At 67.1% G+C, this 22,599-nt stretch carries 15 protein-coding genes; 3 read left to right on the top strand and 12 right to left on the bottom strand.

The window, feature by feature from the left end; all coding sequences use genetic code 11:
* Nucleotides 1-78: 78 nt before the first annotated feature.
* Entirely contained in the window at nt 79-549 is a 471-nt protein-coding gene (locus AB0D32_RS31045) for a cyclic nucleotide-binding domain-containing protein (protein ID WP_357097863.1), read from the bottom strand.
* Between the two features lie 336 nt (nt 550-885).
* Between AB0D32_RS31045 and AB0D32_RS31040 the strand changes: the two genes are divergently transcribed.
* Nucleotides 886-1,878, top strand: coding sequence for a DUF4238 domain-containing protein (locus AB0D32_RS31040; RefSeq protein WP_357097860.1), 993 nt, complete (start codon nt 886-888; stop codon nt 1,876-1,878).
* A gap of 130 nt (nt 1,879-2,008) precedes the next feature.
* On the opposite strand, the gene AB0D32_RS31035 is transcribed toward AB0D32_RS31040, so the two are convergent.
* The 6 genes from AB0D32_RS31035 to AB0D32_RS31010 form a co-directional block, all read right to left on the bottom strand.
* Entirely contained in the window at nt 2,009-3,211 is a 1,203-nt protein-coding gene (locus tag AB0D32_RS31035; RefSeq protein ID WP_357097858.1) for a hypothetical protein, read from the bottom strand.
* Between the two features lie 593 nt (nt 3,212-3,804).
* Nucleotides 3,805-6,228 carry a hypothetical protein gene (locus tag AB0D32_RS31030; RefSeq protein ID WP_357097855.1) on the bottom strand — a complete coding sequence of 808 codons (2,424 nt, stop codon included), beginning with the start codon at nt 6,226-6,228 and terminating at the stop codon, nt 3,805-3,807.
* Between the two features lie 452 nt (nt 6,229-6,680).
* Nucleotides 6,681-9,179, bottom strand: coding sequence for a DUF2510 domain-containing protein (locus AB0D32_RS31025; protein ID WP_357097852.1), 2,499 nt, complete (start codon nt 9,177-9,179; stop codon nt 6,681-6,683).
* A 91-nt stretch (nt 9,180-9,270) separates the two neighbouring features.
* Nucleotides 9,271-9,465, bottom strand: a complete 195-nt coding sequence (locus AB0D32_RS31020; RefSeq protein ID WP_357097849.1) for a hypothetical protein — start codon at nt 9,463-9,465, stop codon at nt 9,271-9,273.
* Between the two features lie 13 nt (nt 9,466-9,478).
* Nucleotides 9,479-11,350 (bottom strand): DEAD/DEAH box helicase family protein, encoded by a 1,872-nt coding sequence (locus AB0D32_RS31015; protein ID WP_357097846.1) that lies wholly within the window; start codon nt 11,348-11,350, stop codon nt 9,479-9,481.
* Nucleotides 11,350-11,973, bottom strand: coding sequence for a hypothetical protein (locus AB0D32_RS31010; RefSeq protein WP_357097842.1), 624 nt, complete (start codon nt 11,971-11,973; stop codon nt 11,350-11,352). The genes AB0D32_RS31015 and AB0D32_RS31010 overlap by 1 nt, the downstream gene beginning before the upstream one ends.
* 78 nt (nt 11,974-12,051) lie before the next feature.
* Between AB0D32_RS31010 and AB0D32_RS31005 the strand changes: the two genes are divergently transcribed.
* Entirely contained in the window at nt 12,052-13,776 is a 1,725-nt protein-coding gene (locus AB0D32_RS31005) for a recombinase family protein (RefSeq protein ID WP_357097839.1), read from the top strand.
* 548 nt (nt 13,777-14,324) lie between these two features.
* Here the strand turns inward: AB0D32_RS31005 and AB0D32_RS31000 are convergent.
* The 5 genes from AB0D32_RS31000 to AB0D32_RS30980 all read right to left on the bottom strand — a co-directional run bounded on the left by AB0D32_RS31000 (nt 14,325) and on the right by AB0D32_RS30980 (nt 22,207).
* On the bottom strand, nt 14,325-15,524 hold the full coding sequence (locus AB0D32_RS31000; protein WP_357097836.1) for a Wadjet anti-phage system protein JetD domain-containing protein: 1,200 nt from the start codon (nt 15,522-15,524) through the stop codon (nt 14,325-14,327).
* A 2-nt stretch (nt 15,525-15,526) separates the two neighbouring features.
* Nucleotides 15,527-18,865, bottom strand: coding sequence for an SbcC/MukB-like Walker B domain-containing protein (locus AB0D32_RS30995; RefSeq protein ID WP_357097833.1), 3,339 nt, complete (start codon nt 18,863-18,865; stop codon nt 15,527-15,529).
* A complete protein-coding gene (locus AB0D32_RS30990; RefSeq protein WP_357097830.1) occupies nt 18,862-19,467 on the bottom strand; it encodes a DUF4194 domain-containing protein in 606 nt (201 codons plus the stop codon). The genes AB0D32_RS30995 and AB0D32_RS30990 overlap by 4 nt, the downstream gene beginning before the upstream one ends.
* Entirely contained in the window at nt 19,442-20,908 is a 1,467-nt protein-coding gene (locus AB0D32_RS30985) for a DUF3375 domain-containing protein (protein WP_357097827.1), read from the bottom strand. Before AB0D32_RS30985 ends, AB0D32_RS30990 begins: the two co-directional genes overlap by 26 nt.
* Nucleotides 20,909-21,157: 249 nt before the next feature.
* A complete protein-coding gene (locus tag AB0D32_RS30980) occupies nt 21,158-22,207 on the bottom strand; it encodes a site-specific integrase (protein ID WP_357097824.1) in 1,050 nt (349 codons plus the stop codon).
* Between AB0D32_RS30980 and AB0D32_RS30975 the strand changes: the two genes are divergently transcribed.
* The gene (locus tag AB0D32_RS30975) at nt 22,206-22,481 is read left to right on the top strand and encodes a hypothetical protein (RefSeq protein ID WP_357097821.1); all 276 of its coding nucleotides are present in this window, start codon (nt 22,206-22,208) and stop codon (nt 22,479-22,481) included. The genes AB0D32_RS30980 and AB0D32_RS30975 overlap by 2 nt on opposite strands.
* Nucleotides 22,482-22,599: the final 118 nt, after the last annotated feature.

Raw genomic sequence — 22,599 nt, 5'->3', positions numbered from 1 at the left:
TGGTCGCAGAACCAGATACCGGAGACCTCTTCAGTTATCGATCACCGCCACGCCGCAACTTCACGGACACAACCCGACTTACGAAACACGCCTTAGGCGCTGCCGTACCGGAAGGACGGCAATCTCGGTCCGCTGGACGTCAGACTGTCGGAGGCGGTTGACGGTATACCGGGCGTAGGCGGCGGTGACGGAGGGCCGTTCGATAAACCGTCTGAAACTCGCCCCTGGAACCACCCGGACCACCATGGGGGTCAGCGTCGAAACCGTGCCGGAGCGGCGGCCACCGTCTATCACGGCCAGATCGCCCACGACATCGCCAGCCCCGCGAATCGTCAAGATCGCGCTCTTTCCCGCTGCTTCGCCCCGAACTACCTTGACCGCGCCGCTGAGGATCACGTAAGCGTGCTCCCCCTCGTCGCCCTGTCGGAATAACGGGTAGTCCGCGGCCATGAGGCACCGGGAACCGAGCGAGCACATCGCGGCCCAGTCGGTCGTCGAAAGAAAGGAAGCGAGACCGCCACTACTGGCGGACAGATCGTCAACGTCCACGCACAGAAGGTAACGAGTGGATTCCCTCCGGCCTACCCTCAAGCCAGCCCCTCCGCCGGAACTGCGGCATCACGGTGAGGCGGCGCCGAAGTTCCGGCGGACTGGTCGGAGGTGATCAGTCGCCGGCGCCGCCGCGGGCGGCGACCGGTCTGACCCGGGCGGCGTGGTAGGCCGGCAGCACTCCTCAGCACGGTAGCGATCTAATACCCGACCGGCCCGCAGCCGGCATCGGCGGTACACCCCCACGGCGTAGTCCGCCGTTGCGATGCTTGTCGCACAGCAGACCCCCATCTCGGCGCTCCGAATCCGCTGGCCAGCTACCGTAGCCTTGAAGGCATGGCAGGTAAGGACAAGTTGCGGCGCCGGCATCACATCGTGCCACGGTTCTACCTTCAACGATTCGCTGACCAGCGAGGGCTACTCAGGCGCATCGTGCTCCCTGGCAACGTCCGCCACTCAGTTTCTGTCACGGACGCTACGGTGGCCAAAGACTTCTACCTCGTTGAGGAGAAGGACGGCAGCCGCAGCGACCGAGTGGAGCGGCTGCTGGGCGACGTCGAGACCGAGGCCGCAGATGCGTTCCGCACGGTCGTCGACCGCCGGGTGTGGCCAATCCCGGACGACGCGCGGCTCGCCATCGCTTGTTGGGCGGCCTTCCAGATCCTCCGCACCACCGTTCAGCGACAATCCGGTGCGGAACTCGCCGACATGCTGTTCAAGCTGCAAATGGGCGCTGGCGGCAAGCCCCAGCTCCGCAGCATGCTGCGCAAGAACCTCAACCGGGAGCCTACCGAGGCAGAGGTCGAGGAACTCTGGACGAAGATCAGTGACTTCGACTCCTACGCAGTCGTGCCCCATCCGAATTCCCAGATCAAGACGATGCTGGATCTGATGCCCACTGCTGCATACACGTTTTATGAGCGAGGCTGGACCCTGATCCGTTGGAAGCGCAAAGCCCTCGTAACGAGTGATCATCCGGTTGTCCTGGTGGCCGATCCTGATCGACCACAGTGGTCCGGTGTGGGGCTGCGGACAGCCGGTGCCATCCTCGTGCCGCTCGACCGCCGCGCTGCACTCTGGATGGAAGCACCGAAGGCAGCCGACGAGCAACTAGCCGGGACTACAGCGATGGCTAAAGTTTACAACTGGATGATTGTCGGTCAGGCCCACAAGGCCCTATTCCACCACCCTGACGATGATCCACTTGCCGGCATCGACCTACCAGAGCCGCGCGGCAGGCTCATGAGAGCCTATGAGCAGGTCAAGGGCTTCGTTTATCCGGACGGCATGCCTCCTATCCCAGCGGGCGTTGACCTCCCTACTTCTTGACCAGCCGAATTGTCCCGCCGCCCTTGCGCACGTCGGCGATCGCCAGGACGCCACGCGGGCCACCTGGTGTGCTCAGCAACAAACACGCGGCGACCGCTGATCGGGTGCACGCTCATTGGCAAGACCGGCGTCAGCACCGGGCGAATCTTAGAGCCTCGTCACGCAGCCCCTTCAGCACTTCGAAGTTATGCAGCCCCTTCAGCACTTCGAAGTTATGCAGCCCCTTCAGCACTTCGAAGTTATGCAGCATGACCCCGGGGTTGTGGGTACGGGTCATCTTCAGCCTCGACATCCGATCGAGCACCTCCTCATCAGTCAGTTGGGCCAGCCACCCTGCGATCTGCTGGTCGCTCGGGGAGCCGTCCACCTGGCCGATCAGATCGACCAGGTCTGTCCGGACGACTGCCGCGTGCAGGCGCCGAACTTGGCGATCTGCGGCCGACGTCGTCGAACCCATCGACATCGCGCGGCGTTCGTCCTGGTGACCAACGGCGATCTCATAGCGCGTCGGAAGCGCCGGCTCGGGCGGCTCCGTGCCCATGACGAGGCGCGGCACCGCCTGGGTGCGGACCCAATGGGAGAACGCATCGAGCTCCTGCATCAGCACCGGCCACCGATCCGTGCCCGGTCGATTGATCCCGATCGTCGGAAACAGGGTGACGGGGATGGTGGTGCCGATCGGGGTCTCCGCGATGACGTCGCCGACGCGTAGCGGCTCTTCGGGTCGCGGTGGCAGGTCGCGTACCGAGCGGGGCATCTTTTTGTCCTGGTACATGGCAGCCAAGCGGACCGCGGTGATCGCGGGCGTCCTGTGCTTCGCATGGTTCGTGTGGAGCACCAGTCGAGCCAGAGGGTGCGCCTGAGGATCGCTCTGACGATGGAAGGGCTGCAGGCGTTCGATCCGCCGCACGAGTTCGCTGCCGGCTCGAAGCGATGGCGGACGGTTACGGAACTGCTTCTTCGTCCACTCCTCAAACTTTTCGTATGTGTCCGACGCGGGCATCTCCACGAGCCTGGCCGCCTTCTCGTCGAGCGGCGCACCGTCCAAGAACTCGACCTCGGCGAACAGCGTGTGCTCAAGCGCGGCCCGCAGTGCCACCAACGCGTCGGCGACGAGGAGAGGCACCTTGCGTGGGATCGGAGCCACGCTGCCCACAACGGTCCGACTGAACGACCCCGCCGGAACCTCACGCAAGCCGAACACGCCTTGGGCCTGTGTCTGGTAGGCGAAGAGCAGATCGCCAACCTGTCCGATCAGCTCATCCGCGTGCGAGAGCGTCGCGGCGACGCTGAGATGGCGCTCGGGGAGCCAATGGGGCGTCGAGTCCGTCACGCCGCGATTTTACGTGCTCTCGAAGTCGCGCATCGTGCAACTCCCCCACCAGCGAGTCGCCCCAGGCTTTACCCGAGTCTAGGTCGACCGCGGCTGGGTGCGGGCGGCGAGTTTCTTCGAACCGCATTCCAGTGGCCGGGGCGTCAGCACCATCGCCGTCGGCCGGTTACTGGGCACTGCAGCAGAGTCGCACAGAACGTTAAACCTGTCCGCCATCCGTACGAAGGACGGCGCGACTCTCTGAGTCGAGCCGCTTCGTTAGTCGGGATCACACCGACCGTCGTCGGACCCGCAGTCACGGATGCACTTGGCCCCTGAGCTGCCGGCATGCGGTCCGATTCTGCCGAGAATGGTCCACCGATAGAAACTGACCTGGGAAAACTTCAGGCGGTGTTTGGCAGTCCACGAATCGCCTTTGCCGGATGTGCGGTGGGCTGGGAGAACGTCGCGGTCGGCAGAGCCGGTCACCGATGCACCGATGATGTCGCCGGCACCCGTTGCTGCTGAAGCAGGAACGGCAGGTTGGTCGTCTCTGTCGATCGGCAGGTCCCGGGCGGCACTCGGCCCCAGGGTCACCGGTTTGCCGGGCGTAGTCAGCGCTGCGTCGGCACTGGCCGAATCGTCCGAAGCGCCTCGATGCCCATCAGTCCCATGTTGGTGACCACGGCGTCCAGTTGCGGGTCGGGACCGGGCAAGCGGTTGTCGTAGGCGGTGGCGACCAGCGCACCGGTGTCGCCGTCGTAGAGCAGCCCGAAGGACCGGTCGAGCTGCCACTGGTGCTTCTTCGCGCTGGCGTACCGCGCCAGCTCCGCGTGGGCGGCTGTAGGGGCGCCGTAGGGCGGATGCGTCATCCACACGAGCACGAAGCTGTCGCCACGTCGTGTTCCGCCGGGCATGGCGGCGCTGTGCGGGCGCCCGTCCGCGCGGGTCTGGCCGGCGAGACGCTCACCCAGACCGGCCCACCGTCGTTGCGTAGGGGTGTCTCCGCCCAAAAGGGTGGCGGACATCGCCAGCCATCCCGGTTCTGCCCGAGCGGTGAGGTTGTCAACGAGCTGCAACAGGCCCCGATCCGCCATCAGGCGGGGCTTGTCAGCCGGGGTCCGACGGTATCCGAGCCTGTGCATGTACCAGGCGTCGAGAGCGTCCGTCCGGCTCGTCAGGAGCTCCAGCTGCTGCTTGCGGTACTTGCGCCGGTCCCTGACCCGGGGCGCGCCAAGCTGTGGGAGCTCGCGATGCACGACATCGGGATCGGGTTCGGCGTACAGCTTCGCGGCGAGGAAGTGCAGATAGAAGTCGAGTTCGTCGACAGCGTGGAACCATCGTGTGATGTCCGGCTCGGTGCGCCGGCGCAGGTACAACAGCAACTCCGCGGGCCGATCGATGAGTTCGCTGATAATGCGCAGGTCATGCAGCGAGACAGTCCACGGCAGGGCACTGTCGGTCAGTAGGCCGGCTGCGACGAGGTCGCTCGTCACGGTGGCGATGCCGGACAGGTCCTCGAGGCTGACCGCGATGGCGTGCACTTCGCGCACACCGCTGAGATCCAGCCAGTTCTGGTCGCGTAGGCGCAGCCCGCCGTCGTCGAGTATGCGCCGGCGGAGCCGCTCGCTCTGGTTCGCGGCGTCGGTGACGATGCGACGCAGGTCCTGCCGCAGCCGCAGCGGATCCCCAGTCCGCGACTGCGCACGTAGGGCCACCGCCTTGCTTTCGATGATGATCGCGACGTCGTCGCAGATGAGCAGACCGTCGCCCTCGACTACCTTGGTGTATCGTGCCGGTTCGGTTTCGACGCCTGTGGCCGGGACGAAATGCTCCAGCCCAAGGTGCGAGACGCACCCGGGCAGATGCGCCGCGACGAGATCAGCTGCTGCCCGCTCAACGTACTGGCCGCGATGCTTGCTGTAGACGTCCCAGGCGCGCTGATCCAAACGCAGTGCCTCCTCCACACGCTCGCGAATCGCCGGAATCAGCAGCCCGCCGTGCACGACGACGAAGCTACCGTCGGGATCTTGCAAGATTGGACGTACCCGCAGCGGAGACCGGCCCTGAAAGAACTCGAGCGCCACCTCGGTCGACGGCCGCTGCACCAGCGGCGTTGTGAACAGGTCGAGCACGGTGCGGACAGTCTCCACATCGATGCCGGCTTTGCGGGCGATGACCTCATCAGTGAAGGCCGAGCAGGCCGCGGGATTATCCCAGAGAGCCGACAGGTGCAGCGCCTGCGCAACCACGTCCGGCGGCAGGTCATCAGCCGTCGCAGTGTCAGAGTCAGCCAACTGCCCGAGCTCCCGCAACGCAGCGAAGCGGCCGTGCCAGGCCTCGTTGTGCAGGGCGTGCAAGGCCGAGAACACATCCCTGATCTGCCTCACCGTGCAGCCCATAACCCTGCAACAGGCGTCTTGCACGGCGGGCTGGTCGAACAGCGCCGTCAAGGTGTCCTCAACCATGTGGCCGTATGCGACGTTACGCACCGACACCTCGCGCAGCCGTGCGCCGAAGCTCAGGCGTCGCAACGGATCAGCATCCAGCGCGGAAGCGAACATGATCAGCATGGAGCCCGCGTCGAAGGCCTCCCTGGCGGCAATCTGAATGTCCTCGACGATCTGCTCCGGTCTCACCGGCTGGTCTTCGTCGTTTGCTGCGGACGCAGCACGGCTACCGCGCGCCGCCATGATCAGCGCCACAAGCTCGATCACTGCGGCGCTACCTTCGTGTTCGGTCTCTTGGAAGGTCTCCGGGTTAACTATCGCGTTGTCAAGCCGGACGTACTCGAGGACGTCGAAGGCATCGCACTGCGCGGTCAGCCGCGCGATGCGCTGTGCCGCATCGGTGAGCCGCGCAGCGGCAAGCGCCGCGGCCGCCTCCGGACCGCCCAGCTCGGCGTACTGCACGAGCCGCTCAAACCCCTCCAAGGCAAGTCGAATCGGGCGAGGAAGGTCGCGACCTGCGGCCCTGGCCTGCTTCGCGCGACGGAGCCTACGGCGCTTATCCTCCTTCCTGCGCTTCTCGCCTGACATACCAAGATCGTACGACCGTTTGCGCTCGTTGCCGGCCGCCTCGGGCCGACAAGGAGCCCTCGATCTGGCGCAAGAGATGCTCCTGGTGACTTTGCAGCACAAGGTCCCTCCACAGAGGACGGCAAGGCGGGGCCGGGTAGCTCCCGGGCACTACAGCCCGCCGACCACGAACTCCGCCAAATCGGGGATGCCGGCGCTGCCTGACGCTGATGGATCGCCTGTTCCCCGCACCTGCGATCGACCAGCGGGTACCGGTCGTCTCCCACTGCTTGCTCCATTGGAATGAAGGCACTGGACATCCCGCGCCTGTCGTCGCCGCGAGAGCACGCGCATCAGCAGACGGCCCGCGCCTACGCCCCGGTATCCGCCGGCTCGTTACCTCGCGTCAGGAAGGGGACTATGACCGAAAGCTGGGAGCGCGCGACCGGCCAGTAGTTCGCTCGGGTCGGTCGTCACGGTCTGTGGATGTGCTCCGTCCAGGCGGCACCGTCCCACCAGCGCAGCTGCGCCGGCACGTGGGGGTCCGGGTACCAGCCGGCGCCTGGGGCTGCCGGGGCCGACGCCTGCCGGCGGCCGAGCAGCCGCCCCAACACGCCTGAGCGTCGTTCGGGGGCCGCGGTGTCGGCGTCCGGCGAGACCGCAGGTGGCGGTGTGGACGGTTGCCCTGGTGGGGCTGGGGCTGGCTGCGCCGCGGTAGCGGGCGTCGACGGTGGCGCGGAGGTTGGCCGTTGCTCCGGGGCGGGTCGGGCCGGAGCTGCCTGGCCGGTGGACTCCCATGACCGCCCGAGCAGAGCCATCCGCGCGGGCGGGGATGCCGACGCCGGCGGCCCTACCGAGGTGATCGTCGGCTCCGTGCCGGCGACCCGGCTCGCAGCTTGTTCCGTGGTGGTCGCAGTCTGACGGACGGTGTCGAGTCCGGCACGGACCTGCCGGACGGCAGCAGCGTACCGGTTGAAGGGAACGGTGGTGGGCCAGGTGAGCCGGGCCGCGCCGAATTCCTCCGGAGTCGGCGGCCGGTCGAGCGCCTCCTCGAGCTGGACGAATCGGGGGGCCTCGGCGGCCAGCCTCCGGAGGTCCCACGAAAGGCGGTTGCCCTCGATGTCCTCAACCGCGCGCCCGTTGGGCACGTACCGGCCGCCGAGGTCGGTGAAGACCTGATTGCAGAACGCCGCCCGGTCATAGGGCATCAGCTGCACGCGAGTCTGCTCGACCGGTGCCCTTTCGCCGACGGCGGCGTAGAGCGCGGCGAGGTCCCCGCCGAACCACGCATTGGCGACCGGCGCCCCGAGGGTGGCGAACTGCTTGAGGGTAGGGAGCTTGCCGCGGCGGGCGACGGCAAGGTTCACCTGGCGGGCGAGCTCGCGCAGCGGCTCCTCCCAGGCGCGGTTCAGCGCAGTCTCCAGGTTCTGGACGGCCCATGCGCGGCGGTGCGTGGTAACGATGTCGCGGAGGATCTCGAACCCGTCGCGGCGAACGCCCCCGCCCATCGACATCGTTATGCTGACGCCGGGGCCTGCTTCGAGGACGCGGCGGTCTGCCCACAGTTCCTGCGGGGGTCCCAGCCGCTGCTGGGCGGCGCGCAGATCAGCGAACAGTTGCGGGTCGACCGGTGTGTCAGCGGCGGCGAGGGCCTTGACGCCGCGGCTGTAGAACTCGGCCGCGCCGTCGATGTCGGTGCGGGAGTAGGGGCCCTCGCAGTAGAACCAGCAGGTGAGCGCGATGTTGTTCCAGAAGGTCAGAGCGGGGCCGAACGCAGCGACCATCTCCGCTTGTGGAAACAGCGCCGAGACGATGCGGTCGGGGTAGCGAGGAACGCATGCGCCGTTCCATAGGGCTTCGATGTCGGCGAGCACGGCCGGGGGCAGAACCCGCTCGAGATCGGGACGGGTGAATGGCACATCCTTGCCGATGTCGAAGCCGCGGCCCGGCGTCAGGTCCGGTGGCGCCGGCGTGCCGGAGGCCTGCCGCGCGTGGACGGTGTCGAACGCGGCCCAGTAGCGGCGCAGGACGTCGAGGCGGCGCTGGATTGGGGAACGGATTTCGTCGGTGCCGAGGTAGCTGGCGAGGATCTTCGCGACCTCCGCGACCGGCAGGTTCTTCTCCGCGGCGACCTGCTCGACCTTCGCTGAGGCCTGCACATACAGCCGCGGCTCCGGCAGAGCGGTGGTGATCTCCTCGCTGGCGGCCACGGCCTCGCCGAGGTAGTCCAGCAGCGCCAGCCAGTTGCCGCCGAAGTAGGCGGCGGTCGCTGGTTGCAGCGCCTTTGTCAGTACCACGCGTGCGGTGGGCGCGTCCTTGTTCGCCTTCGCGTAGTACCGGCGCACCAGCGGCCGTAGCACCTCGGCGCGCCAACGGCGGACTGTCTGCCGGCCGACGACCTGGCGGAGCGCGTCGAGCAGCGCCACCTTCGTCGCGATCTGCTCCGCGGTCGGCAGCTGCGACCAGCCGTTGCCCGGACGCATCCGGGTCAGCGTGGACCGCACGTTCTCGCTCGCGAGTCCGAGCGCGGTATACAAGGCGTCGACCGCGGCCCAGGAGGCGTCCCGGGCGGCGGGCTCGAGCGCGCCGGCGTCGGGTCCGCGCAGGATCAGCGGTGCGTAGAGGGCGTTGGCGAACGGAATAAGCAGCGCCCAGCTGGCCAGCGCGTCCGGGCTGCCGCCGAACTCGACGCGTACGGCGTCGGTCGCCGCGGTGTTCATCGCCCACCGCGGCTCGATGGCGTAGTACGCGGGCAGGTTGACCGTTCCTGGCTTGATCGGCGCGGACTCCGGCAGCCACCACGCGCCCGCCGCCTGTTGCGTGGCGAGGTCGAACCCCTCCTTGAGCGCCGCACGGGCCGAGGCGGGAACGTGCCGAAGCGTGAGCGCCCTGGTGGCTCCGGCGGCGGTCACCCGCACTGGGGGCTTGCCTGCGAACGCCGCAGACGTGACCGCGGCCAGCAGCCCGTCCACCGCAGCGAACCGCTTGCCGGCACCGGCCTCGTCCTCGACGGCCAGCCACTCCTCCGCGTCGGTGGTCGCGGCCAGTCGGCGCCCCAGGCTGTCAGTCACGCATGCCTCGCATCACCTCGACGTACTGCTCGAACGTCACCGGGTCAGCGGTGCTGGCCGCGTAGGCGGCGTACCGGGCGGCCAGCGCCTCCCGTTCGCGTTCCGCGCGGCGGGTCTCGACCCGGTCGGCGTCGTACACCACGCGGCTGGCAATCTCGCCGCGCTCGAACAGGACGAAGGCGTCCATCCGGCCGGCCTCGTCACCGCCGGTAGTGCCGGGGCAACGGCGGCCGGGTGCCGCCCGGGAGGGCATCGAGCTTCGCATCACCGGTGACTGGGTCCATGTCGTTCTCGGCGTAAAGGGTCTTCAGGTGCTCGTCGAGACCGAGTTCAGCGTGCAGCACGACGTCGAGGAACTGCTGCTCCGGGCCGACCCGGCCGATCAGCGCCGGGTGGAGCAGCACCCGGATCCCGCGGCCGATGAACTGGTAGAACTCGCTGAAGCTGCCGTACGGGCGCATCGGGACGACAACGCAGATCGGCGGGAAGTCGTAGCCCTGGCCGAGCATCTTCAACTGCACGACCGCGTCCAGGTCGCCGGCATCGGACTCGAATCGCTCACGAACCCGCTTGATCTTGGCGTCAGTCATCGAGTGATGCAACACGTCGCAGGCGATGCCGTGCTCATTGGCGATGCGGGAAATCTGCTCGGCGTGTGCCTGACCCATCGCCGCGAACAGCGCCCGCGGCTTGACCGGGAACAGCAGCTCCCGCTGAGCGCCCAATGCGCTGGCCACGACCCGCATGACCTGACGGATGGGTTCGGCGGACCGCGCGGTAATCCGCGACAGCTTGCGTTCGTCTCCGAGGACAGCGAGCAGCGCGTCGCGTCCAACGATCTCCTCCCGGCGCCCGCCGGGCCACACCAGCTCGTAGGTGGTCACTGCGGTGTCAGGGATGAAAGGCAGCACCCGCAGGTTCTTGGCGTTGCCGTCGGCGATGGAGTCGATCAGCCGGTAGCGGTAGACGACGTCGGCATCGATCGGCTTGCCGTCCAGGCGGGTGAAGCAGGCGCTCATCAGCAGCGACCGGGCACCAGCAAAGTGCGCGAACAGTCGCTGATAGGACTCCGCGGCGGCGATGTGCGCCTCGTCGACGACAATCATGTCCACGTCGCCGGGGGCGAGCTTGGCCAGCAGGTCGTCGGGGTCGTCACCGGTGCCCAGGGAATGGAAGTTGGTCACGATCACGTCGGCGGCGAGCAACTGTTCGCAAGTGACGCGCCGGATGCCGCCGGTGTCCCGGTCGAGCACCCGCACCAGTGGCGGGCGGCGGCCGGGGATGAGCGGGCCACCGGGGAGCCCGTAGAGAGCGTTGCCGGGCGCCTGGTGGTCGAAGGCGCGGTCGAACGTGCCTCGGATGACGTTGCCCGGCGTGACGACCAGCGCGCGGCGCCGGGTGAACGCTAGGGCCGCGACCACGCCGAGGACGGTCTTGCCGGCACCGACGCTCATCACGCAGGCGGCCTTCGTGCCACCGGAGCCGTAGTAGTTGCCGAGCGCGGTGAATGCTTGCTTCTGACACTCCCGCAGCGTGCGGACGTCGACGGCGGAACGGACGCCGACGAAGTACCCGGAGGACGTCGGCGCTGCGGCGCGCGGGGAGGGCGCCAACGCCCACATCGGGTCGGGGGCCATGTCGGGCGCCTCCACATGGGGATCGGGGACAACGAGGAGAGCAAGCGCGGCGTCGCGGGTGAGTACCGCTTGAAACTGGGCAATGCAGCGGGCGGTGTCGGTGCGGATCGCATCGTAGGAGAACCGAATGACGGCACGGCCGGTGGCGATCAGGTCGTTCTGCCGGAGCCGGTCGTACGTGAACGCCGCACGGGTGCCATGCACGGCGAAGCCGTCGAGCTCGACAGCGACAGTCAGCTCGTCCCCAACGATCTCATAGTCCAAGCGATAGGTGCGCCCGTCGACAGTGGCCTCCGCCTGCGGGCGGACCCGAGCGGCGATCGCCTGGGACGCGGCCGGCGTTAGTACCCACCGCAGGAACGCCCACTCGAGGAACGAGTCGCTGGGCAGCACGTCCGCCAGCGACGTGACCTTGCCCGCCTGGGCGGGGATCATCAGCTGTTGTCCTCCGCGGCGAACGCAGCACACCGCTCCCGTGCCCGCCGGGCCGATGGAGTGTCGCCGTTGTCGAACCGGTCGGCGAGCTCAAGCACCTGGGCTGCGTCGCCGAGTGCCCCCTCGGTGAGGTAGAGGTCAAGAAGTGTCCGGAACGCCGTGATGCTAGCGAACCGCACCCCGCCGTCACGGTGCTCATAGGTGACCGCGTCGGGGCAGGCCCGGATCAGCTGGAGGTCTAGCCAGCCCAGCCGCTCCAGCTCGACGAATGCCTGCGGCCCCTCGGCGCGGCGCGACCACAGCAGCGAGACGACCTCCTGGATCGCGAAGTGGTAGTCGGCGGGTTCACCGGGTAGCTCGAGGGCTTCGGCGAGGGTGCGCAGCACCCGGGCCGTCGTCGCCTTACGGGAATCATCGAGACGGTGAGCACCGGCAGGGGCCTCACTGGTGGTTCCGTTCGGCAGCGGCCAGCTCAGCGACGGCGGCATATCCGGCCAATGGTCCACCGTCGGGCGGACGCTGCGCTGCCTGAGCTTGGACACGTCCAGCCCTGCCGGCGGGGAGTAGCGGACGCCCGGCACGTCCGCGAAGCGCGGGAACCACAGCGGCACCTGCGAACTCATCTGACGACCTTCCCCGTAACGGCGCCCGGCAGCGGCGCCGCGTTGCAGAACCAGCACGTAACGTACCGACGGTCGGCTATGTTGTCACGCTGCGCCACCCCGGCGCACCCTTATCAGCGAGCAGCCAGGGTCGCCGACAGACCTTGCCCCGACATTGCCCGTCAGCCACTCGGCCGGATGTCGTCGACATCACCCGAAAGGGTGACGGACCTGCATGAATCAGCCGCTCCTCCTACTCTGGACGTGGAAACCCAGGGCGGGGGTAGACGCGCCGATCGTGGAGGTCCTATGTCGACGAGGATGACGACACCCCCGGAACGGGGCACTCTCTCGTCGTGGGCCACCGGGCAGCGGAAGCTACGGCCACGACGGTTCACCTCATCTACGGATGGGCTGTTCGCGTTCTACGGCCGGATGTCCACTGTCGACTTCCAGGATCGGGCGTCGTCGTGCCGGTGGCAGCGCGACTACGCCGAAGACCTTGTTGCTGGTCATGGTCGGATTGTGGTCGAGTTCTTCGACGAGGGTGTCTCTCGCCGGATCGCTTGGCCGGATCGGCCGCAGGCGGCACGGCTGCTCGCCGCGGTGGCGGACCCGGCGCGCGGGTTCGACGCGATCGTCGTGGGCGAGTACGAACGTGCCTTCCACGGCCAGCAGCTCGAACAGTTGACCCCCACCTTGCTCAGGCATGGTGTGCAGCTGTGGCTTCCGGAGACCTATGGGCCGGTGGACTTCAACAACCCCCGACAGTTGGCGCTGCTGGACCTGCTGGGCGTGCACTCCCAGCGGGAGGTGTCCCGGGCGCGGCATCGCACGACTGCGGCCATGCGCGCCCAAGCCGAGCTGCAGGGTCGACATCTCGGCGGCCGGCCACCCTACGGCTACCGGCTGGTCGACGCCGGTCCTCATCCGAACCGCGCCCACGCCGCCTGGGGACGCCGTCTGCACCGCCTGGAACCCGACCCGGCCACAGCCCCGTACGTCCGGTGGATCTTCGAGCAGCGGCTCACCGGCCGCAGCGTGGCCAGCATCGCCCGCGCCCTCAACGACACCGGCATACCGTGCCCGTCCGGCGCGGACCCGGCGCGTAACCCGCACCGCAGCGGCCAAGGCTGGATGCTGACCACGGTCGCGGCGATCCTGGCCAATCCCCGCTACACCGGCCGGCAAGTCTGGAACCGGCAACGCAATGACCGCGACGACCTCACGCCCGATGGGACCATCGCGCGGCACCGCGAGGTCCAGCGCTGGAACGCCGCCCCGCAGTGGGTCATCTCCCGCCAGATCGCCCACCCGCCGCTGGTCACCGAGGAGCAGTTCGTCGCGGCCCAGGCGATCCACACCGCGCCGACGCCAACCGATGGCGCTCCTCGCCACTACCTCCTGGCCGGCCTCGTATGCTGCGGCGTCTGCGGCCGCATCATGGACTCCCACTGGGTCCACGGCCGTCCCGGCTACCGATGCCGCCACGGCCACACGAGCACCCGCACCAAGACCTCACCGCAGCCGAAGATCCTCTACATCCGCGAAGACCACCTGCTGGACCGCATCCGCCACGACCGCGGACTACACCGTCACCATCCCGCGCTGCGCAGCCCCGACCCAGAAAGGGTCACCGCCTGCCTGCGCGCCAACAACATGGTCATCGTGTGCGATCACCGCGCCTTGACCGTCGAAGCCGAGACCGCGGTCTACACGCTCAACCATCCGGGGAGCGTCCTCGCCGCCGCAGCAAAAATCCCCGCCCAACGGGACGGGGATCACGCAAAGCACGAAGAAAAATCGCGCTTCGTGTGGAAATAACGTGTCCGAGATCTGAACTCTCCTGTGTAGCATCCGTTGCACAAACGGGTGCTCATGCGGTAAAGCCTAGCACCTCACGGTGCGTAAACACTACACGCGCGAACCGTCTGTGAGCATCAATTAATTACCGAAGGAAGCCGATTCAATGCGCCTGAAAAGACGACAGCAACCTAGTCAGTCCAGGCAGGAAGAATTGGGCCGCCGCCAGGCAGAGTCAGTGCTGGAGTTCACGCGGTAGCAACAGGGACGGCGCGGTGGTGAGGCCATGACGGAGGGGCTATGGAGCCTTGGGCTCGGCCAGCGGCTCGGCCTGTCGTGGTGCCGCCGGTCGGGCGACACCCTGGGTGGTGAGCAGGATCAGAGGCGCGCCGAAGCCTGGGGCGCCAGGGCGGGCCGAACAAGGCCCCGTCGGTGAACGGGTGGCCCTCAGGGTTACTGACTTACTGCCGCCGGCAGTAGCGAGCGGCGGAAGCGCCCCCAGTCAAGATTGAGCTCTTTTTCGGCCACCCGGGGCAGGAGGCTCCCGAGGCCCGGGAACTGTCCGGACATCAATCGGCCGAAGCCTTGAGGGCATCGCTTATCGCTGAGTACCGGATGCGTTCCTGCTCTAGCCGGAGGGACGGGGCGAACGTGTCATTGACGAGGTCGTCAACAAGTGCACGCTCTTGTTCCGTAAGCTGCGGAAGTGATCGGCGGGTGGGGGTCGGTTCGCAACCCCAGTGTGCGCGGTGGGCGAGCAGGGTTTCGCGGTCCATGAGAATTGAGCGTGTGTGTGAGAAGGCGGCGCGCAGTCGATCGAGAATAGCGAATCCGTGTGTGTCGATGTCGCCCCAGTAGATGAGGTTGCGGTCGCGGAGCCATGTCAGGGGCTCAAGTTTCGCGACGGCGTAGCCGCTGCCGAGGATCACGGCAGCGTCGTGGACGGGCGGGAAGGCGAGGAAGGTGGTTTCGTTCTCGACGACGTAGACGGTCGCCACAGGCGGGGGTGTGGCCACCAGTTCGCTCGCGCGGACGGTGAGGTCGCTGTACGGCACGGGGCGGTGGTGGTTGTCGAGGAAGCGGATTCGAACGAGCAGAGGCTTGGGCCGTAATCCGTACCGTTCAGCGAAGGCTGACGGCGGGTGAGCGACGTTGACTCGATCAGCGGCGAGGTGTCGGTCGAGTAGCTCGGCGAGGATGCTGCGGCGGGTCTCGACGAACTTGGTGTCGACGTCGCGGACGTCGATCTGTCGCAGGTAGGTGGCGGGATCGGCGTGGTGGTCGATCCACGCGACCGTGTCGAGCAGGCGAATCCAGTCCTGTTCGTGGGTGAGGAGCTTCATCGGGCGCTCGGCGGCCCACGCGGCTATCGGAGGTGAGACGGCGCGGGTTACGTCGAGGAGGGTTTGATAGCGGTCGACCTGGGCCTGGACGCCGAGCGTTCGCCAGAGGTCGTCTGGCGTGTCTATCCATGCCTTGTGTGGGAGTTGGTTGGTGCCGATGAGGCGGCCGCCTACGCTGCGGTACTCGACCCGCACGGATCGGCCGTCGACTTCGCGCCAGCGGGTGGCCCACTGTTGGACATCCCCGAAGTTGTCGGCGGTTTCGGCGGCGGTCGGTCCTTTCAGCGGCACGGCGACCGGTGTTGGGGATGTGCCGTGGGCAACGTCGCGCAGGAAGTCGCCGCGTTCCCAGCGCCGTCGCAAGACGGCGATGACGTCCTCGACGGTGCCCCACGAGGCTCGTTGGCTGCTGCGGCTGCGCGGCATGGTTATGCCTCCGGGTCGGCGCCGGTGTGGGCCTGTCGCCGGCGGTGGTATTCGTCGATGGTCAGGGTCTGCAGCCGGGAGAAGTTGTCGGTGGGGTTGTCGACGAAGCCGACTGCGGATACGTATGGCTCGATGACGTGGATCTTCTGCAGGGGTGTGACGATCAGCAGTTGCAGGCCGAGACGCTGGAACAGGGCGAGCGCGAAGCGGGTGGAGTCGTCGGAGCCACGGCCGAAGGCTTCGTCGATGACGACGAACCGGAATGTGCTGGTGTTCTCGGCGTCGAGACGGAACTGGTAGGCCAGGGACGCGGCCAGGATGGTGTAGGCGAGCTTCTCTTTCTGCCCTCCGGACTTGCCGCCGGAGTCGGCGTAGGTCTCGTATTCGGTGTTGTCGTCTCGCCAGCGCTCGGTGGCTGTGAAGGTGAACCAGTTGCGGACGTCGGTGACGCGTCTGGTCCAGGCGCGGTCGGTCTCTGTCTGGCCTTCCCTGCCGCGGAAGCGCTCGACAAGGGCTTTGACCTGGAGGAACTTGCGTTCCGAGTATTGCTCGGAGTCATCGTGGCCGAGGGCGTCGTCTGTGCAGGCGCGCAGCTCGGTTCGGAACTCGCGGACCTCGACGTTCGGGCTCGGGTTGCCGTCGAGCCGGATGTAGCGGCCTGGGTTGTAGTCGATCCCGACGAGGGATTCATTGATCGTGGCGATGCGGTTCTTGATGAGGGCGGCCTGTTGGCGCAGCTGGGAGTGGAAGGTGGCGATGTCGCGGATGGCGTTGGTGTTGAGGTAGGTCTTGAACTCGGCTTCGAAGCGAGGTAGGTCATCGTGGATGAGGCGCTGGTGCATGGTGCGGTACTCGGCGGCGGCCGCGAGTGAGGCGTCCATCTCCGCGGTGTCCAGGGGGTAGGTGCTGCGGAAGGCCGCCATCAGGCTGACCGCCTTGTTGCCTTCCTGGCTCTGCTTCTTCATGGTGTCGTCCCGCTGGCGCGCGAGTGTCGTCATGAGTGATTCGCGGAGGCGGTCCCAACCCTCGGGCGTGACCGGTTGGGCCGGGATGAGCGCCATGAGCTGCGGGAAGTGGGCACTTGCCGCTTCATGATGTGGGTCGTCGAGAAGCTCGTCGGCCTCTTGGCGGCGACACTCGGCTGCTTCCAATGCATTCCCGGTGACGGCGATCTTGTTGCTGTGCTCGTCACGACGGCGTCTCGCGCCCTGCAGCAGTCGCATGAGGCGGTCCAGTTCGGCGGTGAGTTCGGCGATACCTTGGGTGCCGGACTCGATGCGGCGTTTCTCGTCCTGCAGGCGTTCTATCGTGTGGGTGGCTGCTTCCCAGTCGAGGTCGGCGAAGTCCTGGTAGACGGTGATCTTGTGGAGCTCACCCAGCCGCTGGCTTCGGGCTTTGATCTTGCCGGCGATCTCGTTTTCGGTCTTGCGGGCGGCGTCTAGGAGGCTGTCGATTCGTTGGCCCTGTTCGACGAGGGCGTGGATCTTCGACTCGTTGGACCAGCCAAGGACGTATTGGCTGCGGTCGTCGATGCGTCTGCGGTCATCTTTCTCGTGGCGCCCGTTGGGGTCTTTGAGCTGGCCGGTGCGGGTGATCGCCTTGGGTGTGCGGCGGAAGTCGACCATGGTGGTGACGCATTGGTGTGCCGCACGGTGGCGAAGTTCCCGTTGCAGCCACGGGGTGAGCGGTGAGTCTTTGAGGTCGAGGGTGTCAAACAGTTGGAGGCCGGTGTTGAGCGGCGGCGTCTCGCCGGTCTTGGGCACAGTGGCTGGTACCCGGTAGTAGACGAGTCGGCCGTCCAGATGGTGTCCGTCGACCCAGTCGGCGACTGCCCGGTAGTGCTCATCGGGGACGAGCAGCGACAGCGCGAAGCCTCGGAGGACGCGTTCGGCGGCGCCTTCCCAGTCGGCGTGTTCGGCGCGGACTTGGACGAGTTCGCCGACGAAGGGTAGTTCGGTTTCGGGTAGGTCGAGGCCAGCGCACAGACGTTGCCGCAGGGCGAGGTTGTGGCGTGGGATGTTGCTCGGTCGGCCGCTAAGGCTGCGCAGCTCTGCGTTGATCTCGGCTGCGTCCTTTTCCAGGTCACGGACGTGGACGCCTGCGTCGGTGGCGGCAGTGTGAAGGTCGGCGATCGCGCTGTCGTGTCGCTGGATTTCCTCGGCGACTGCCATCTGGCGGGTCGCGAAGGTGGTGGCATCGGCGACGCGGGCGAGTCCGACTGCGTCGAGCAGTGCGTTCAGGCCTGTCATGCGGTCCCTGCGTAGGTCGCGGGTTGCGGAGAGGTCTTTGATCTTTCGCTCGAGTTCGCTGATGCGTCCGCCGCCGAGGCCCTCTCGTGCGAGGTCGGCGCGGCGGTGTTCTTCTTCCAGGGCTCCGATCTCCCCGTCGACCTGGCCGAGCAGTTTCCGCTTTGTCGTGAGCTGGTCGGTAAGGTTCGTGATCTGTGCGTCGAGGAGGTCGGCGCTGCGGCGGGCGACGAGGTGCGGCAGGGCAGCGCGTTGTTCGTCGAGGGTTTGCAGCGTTTGGCCGTGCTGGTCGTGTGCGTCGCAGGCCGCGAGTATCGGGGTGAGCCCGGCGATCTGTTCTCGGGCGCGAAGGACCGCGTCATGAGCTCGGTTGAGGTCGTCGAAGTGGTCGATGAGCTGGCGGATCACCGATGCGGCGTCGAAGGGTTCAAGCATGTGGCTGCGGACGAAGTCGTTGAGGTTGCCGACTGCCTTCATCGATACCGTCTGGTGGAACAGGTCCATTGCCTGCTCGGAGGCGATGCCGAGTCTCCTGCGGAAGTCTTGGCCGTACTCGGGGAAGTGATCGGCGATCTTGGCTCCGCGTTGGCGTAGCCGCCGACGTAGTTGGGAGATCTCCGTGCCGAAGTCGAGGAAGTCTTCGTTGATCGACAGGGAGGTGCCGGCGGTGACGTAGAAGCGTTCGGGTTGGCCGGTGTTGGCATCGTTGAGCCAGAACACTTGGGCAAGGGTGACTGTCGTTCCTTGCGTCTCGTCAGCGAAGACGCCGAGGATCACCGAGAAGCAACTGCCGCTGCGCAATCCGACTGGCTTGGAGGTGCCGGTGGCGTCATTGCTCTCGGATTTGTAGTAGCCGAGAACGTAGGAGCGCAGCGACCGCTCGCGGGTGTCCGCTCCGGCCGCTTTGTTGTAAGAGATCTTGTTGGCTGGCAGCAGCAGCGTCGTTACTGCGTCGACAAGGGTGGACTTGCCGGAGCCGATGTCGCCGGTGAGGAGGCTGTCGGCTCCGTCGAGGTGGAAGGTCCAGACCCGCTGATCGAAGGTGCCCCAGTTGCGGACTTCCAACCGGTGCAGGCGGTAGCCGCGGCGGGTCATGCAGCACCTTCCTCATTTTCGGTCAGTTCGGCGGCGTACTCCGCAAGGTGGGAGTCGAAGTCCGCCAGCCACTGAGCATCTACGAACGCCTTGAGGATGCGGCGCACCTCGAAGCTGGGCTCCTTGTCCTTCGTCCGGCGCAGGAATCCCAGCTCGACGACCTTCGTCAGGTGAGCGTCGATCTGGTCGACGAGGCGGGCGTCGTTGGGGCCAGGGGGCATGAATACCGTCAGCATGTCGATGATCTGGCGGCGGGTCAGCACGAGCCGGGGGTCCGCACCACTGGCGTCGGCCTCGGCCAGCTTGCGGCGCAGTAGGGCGAGCAGCAGGCTGACGTGGAACGACAGGGACCGACGCGGCACCAGCCGCGGCACAGGCGGGAGATCGGGATCCTCGGGCCGGGATTTCAGATAGGCGTATCCCTCAGACTCGTCGATGACGACGACCAACCCGAGCACAGTGACGTAATCACGGACTTGGGGCTGCAGCGCCGCCAAATGTTGCCAGGCCGCCGCATGGGTGTCTCGGTAGACCACACCCTTCATGAGCTGCGTTACCGCCACGGAAAGCGACGGCTCACTCCGTGTGTCCGGCGCGTTCATTCGCTCTCCCCTCGCTCGTCCGGACGAACGTCACCGACGGGGCGGTGACGGTACGGCGGTTGCCCTCGAAATCGGCCCAGGTGATCGACTCGCGGCGTGACTCGTTGAACACCACCTCGAAGGAGGCGTCATTCAGGGACAGGTAGCCCACCAGCTCGGCGAGCCCGTCCGTCGGTGGGTGAGCGCCGATGATGTCCCGCAGCGACGCCTGAGATGCTCCGCGAAGCACGTCGCGCACTGCCGCGACCAGACGCGTGGGGTCGACATACACCTGCTGGAACAGCGCCGACATGTCAACGTCGACTACAGGGTCGGCGGTGCTGGTGCTGTTGACGGCGTGCCGAGCACGAGGTTGGTACAGCGGCCGCTCCATTGGCAGCACGACCTCGACCCGAGTGTCGTCCAGTGACGTTCTCACCCTCGACGTGTCCACATCTCGTAGCGCGAGTGCCCGTGCCTCAATGCTGCGGAGAACGTCCATGACCCGGCGGTTTTCCAGCCACGCCTGATCGTCAAGGAATCGACGAAGCTGCTCCGACAACAGTCGCACGGTGGCCTGTGTCCGGCCGGCTGCCTCCAGCCAGTCGTACTGCACACGGTTCATGCGTGAGTCTGCATGGCCGATGGCGTCGAGGGCCTGCACGCGTTCCAGCAGATCGGTGAACTCCTCCTGGCGGCGTAGCGAGAGCAGGAAGTCGTAGAACGCGTCGAAGCTGCGGCCCTGATCGGACCCGGAGATGGCCTGCCGACTACCGACGATCTCATCGAGCAGTTCGCCCTTGGATCCCTGCCACGCCGCGATCCGCTCACGCACCCGCCGATCGAGGGCCCGAAAGTTGTCCTCCACCTCCCGCAGATCCCCGAGCAGGCTCCGCGCCGTCGCCACGAACTGCTGATAGCGGTCCCGCTGGGCGGCGTCATCAAGCACGGTGAAGTCGCCGGCGCGGACCCGAGCGATCTCCGCGTCGACCTCCGCGCGGCGTCGCTGTAGGACCTCAAGGCGTGCGTCAGGGTCGGTCTCCGCGCCGAAGGCCATCTGCCGTAGCAGGTCCACGGCGATATTGAGGCGGGACTCTGTTCCCACGAACTCGCGTGCCTGCAGGCTGCGTACCCATGCCAGCGCGCGTTCCACAGCCGGGGTTGCGTCGAAATGAACCTCGTCGGAGTCGGGCGGGTAGTACCGGCGTAGCCAGCCCGCGTCTACCCAGTCACCAAGGTAGGCACGGGCGCTCTTCGGGAACGTCGCCTCGCCGTACTGGTTATTCAGTGTGAACAGCATGTCGTCGAGACGCTCAGCGAGCCGATCCCCCGAGATCGACCTGACGTTGTCGTCAACGAACACCTGGCCGAGGAACCGCAGCACCAGCGGTGCATGGTCGGCACGGAGCAGCCGCCAGGCAGGGTCGTGGCGGCGCAACCAATCGATCTCGTCGTACTCCACGGGCACTTCCCTCTGGGTTCGCTCAGCCGGCGTCAGGCTACCCGCGCAGTGCGACGAAACCATCGCACGAAGTGATCAATTGCTGTCGGCGCAAGGCTATGCGGTGAAGCGCCACCACCGATCCACGGAGGACTGCGCTCTGGTGATGTTGTCGCCCAACCACCGGAATCTTTAACTGCCGTGCCGCGCTGCGGCGCGGTGGGGCGCCACTCCCCCACCGCGCCACTTCGGGCGAGTCAGATTGGCCGGTCAGGGCAAAGTCCCTGTCGTCGGACCGCTGGCGGTCTCGCGCGCCGTGACGAGTGGGTGCGGCTGTCCGGTCATCGCCGACAGCGCGTCGGCCACATCGTGGAGGTCAGCTTTGATGTAGGTGGTGGTGGACGATCCTGGGCTGTCGGTGTGGCCGGCGTAGGCGCGGGCTACCCCATAGCCGAAGTGGCGTTCCACCCAGGTGAGGGTGGTGTGGCGCAGCCAGTGGGTGGAGATGCCCTGCACGGCGACCCAGGGCAGGCGCTCGCCGATTCGTTTCCACAGGTGGTCGTAGCGGCGGCTGCTGATCGGCTGGCCGTTGCGGTAGCGCAACAAGCGGTCGGTGGACAGCAGGGCACCGCGGGCGTGGGCGTGCTCGTAGAGATGTTCGGCGAGGTCGAGGCTGATCGGCTGCCACCGCACGGTGCCTTTCTCAGCCAGGCGCACAAGCCCGCTGGTGCGATCCAGGTCGACAAGCCGCAGGGCGACGGCGCCACCTCGCCGGCAGGCGCTCTCCGTGTGCAGGCGCAGCACGAGGGCGTCGAGGATGACATCGTTGCCGCTGGTCCGCGCCACCGCGTTGATCTCCTCCATCTCGTACGGCGTCAACGCCCGACGGGTGCTCGGGAGGCGGCGGGGTTTGGCGACGCGGTGGGCGGGACTGGCCGACGCGTCGATCAGACCGTCAGCGACAGCCCGGGAGTAGAAGGCACGAGCGGCGGCGATGACATGTTCGCCGGCATGCCGGCCGTTGCGGCTGTTACGCCGCGACCGGGCTGTGGCGACCATCTGCTGTTTCATCGCCTCGATGTCACTGGCCGCGACGCGGTTCAGGGGCCAATCACCCCACGCGGCGGCCATGCGCTCCCAGTAGGTGCCGTAGGTCCGTCTCGCACCCGGGCCCGCCGCGGCGATCACGCGCGGCAGATACTCCGCGACTGTCGGCAGCGATACCAACACGCCGGCGTCGGACTCCAGATCGGCCAAGGTGACGCCAAGGTGGGCCAAAACCTGCCGAGCTGCGGCAACCGCGGCGGGATCAGCAGACATGGTCGCCTCCCGCCACTTCGGCGTGCAGATCGGCGAGCAGGCGAGCGACAGCGCTGATCGAGTGCACAACGATCAGGTCATGGGCGACAAGAGCGGCCAGCAGTACCGGCTGGCCGGACTCGATCCGGCACATCCGCCGTGCGGAAGCCGGAAGTGGCAGTTGCCCTCGGCTGCCCACCCCGTGCCGACCATCGTTGGCCGAGGCGATGACGAGCACCCCTCGGTGCGGCTGGATGTCGAGGCGGTGTCCCGGCTGCCAGCCCAGCCTCTGTAGGAGGTGCTGCGCGGTCACTCGGCCGCAGCGGGATGGGAGAGCCATCCCCAGCAGAAGCTCAGGAGCAGTGACCGCCGCCGGTATTTGAACTCGGGCGGGTAGTACCGGTATCGGTACC

This window comes from Micromonospora sp. NPDC048170, from assembly GCF_040652795.1.
Lineage (GTDB): Bacteria > Actinomycetota > Actinomycetes > Mycobacteriales > Micromonosporaceae > Micromonospora.
This window is presented reverse-complemented; position numbering and strand designations above follow the sequence as displayed.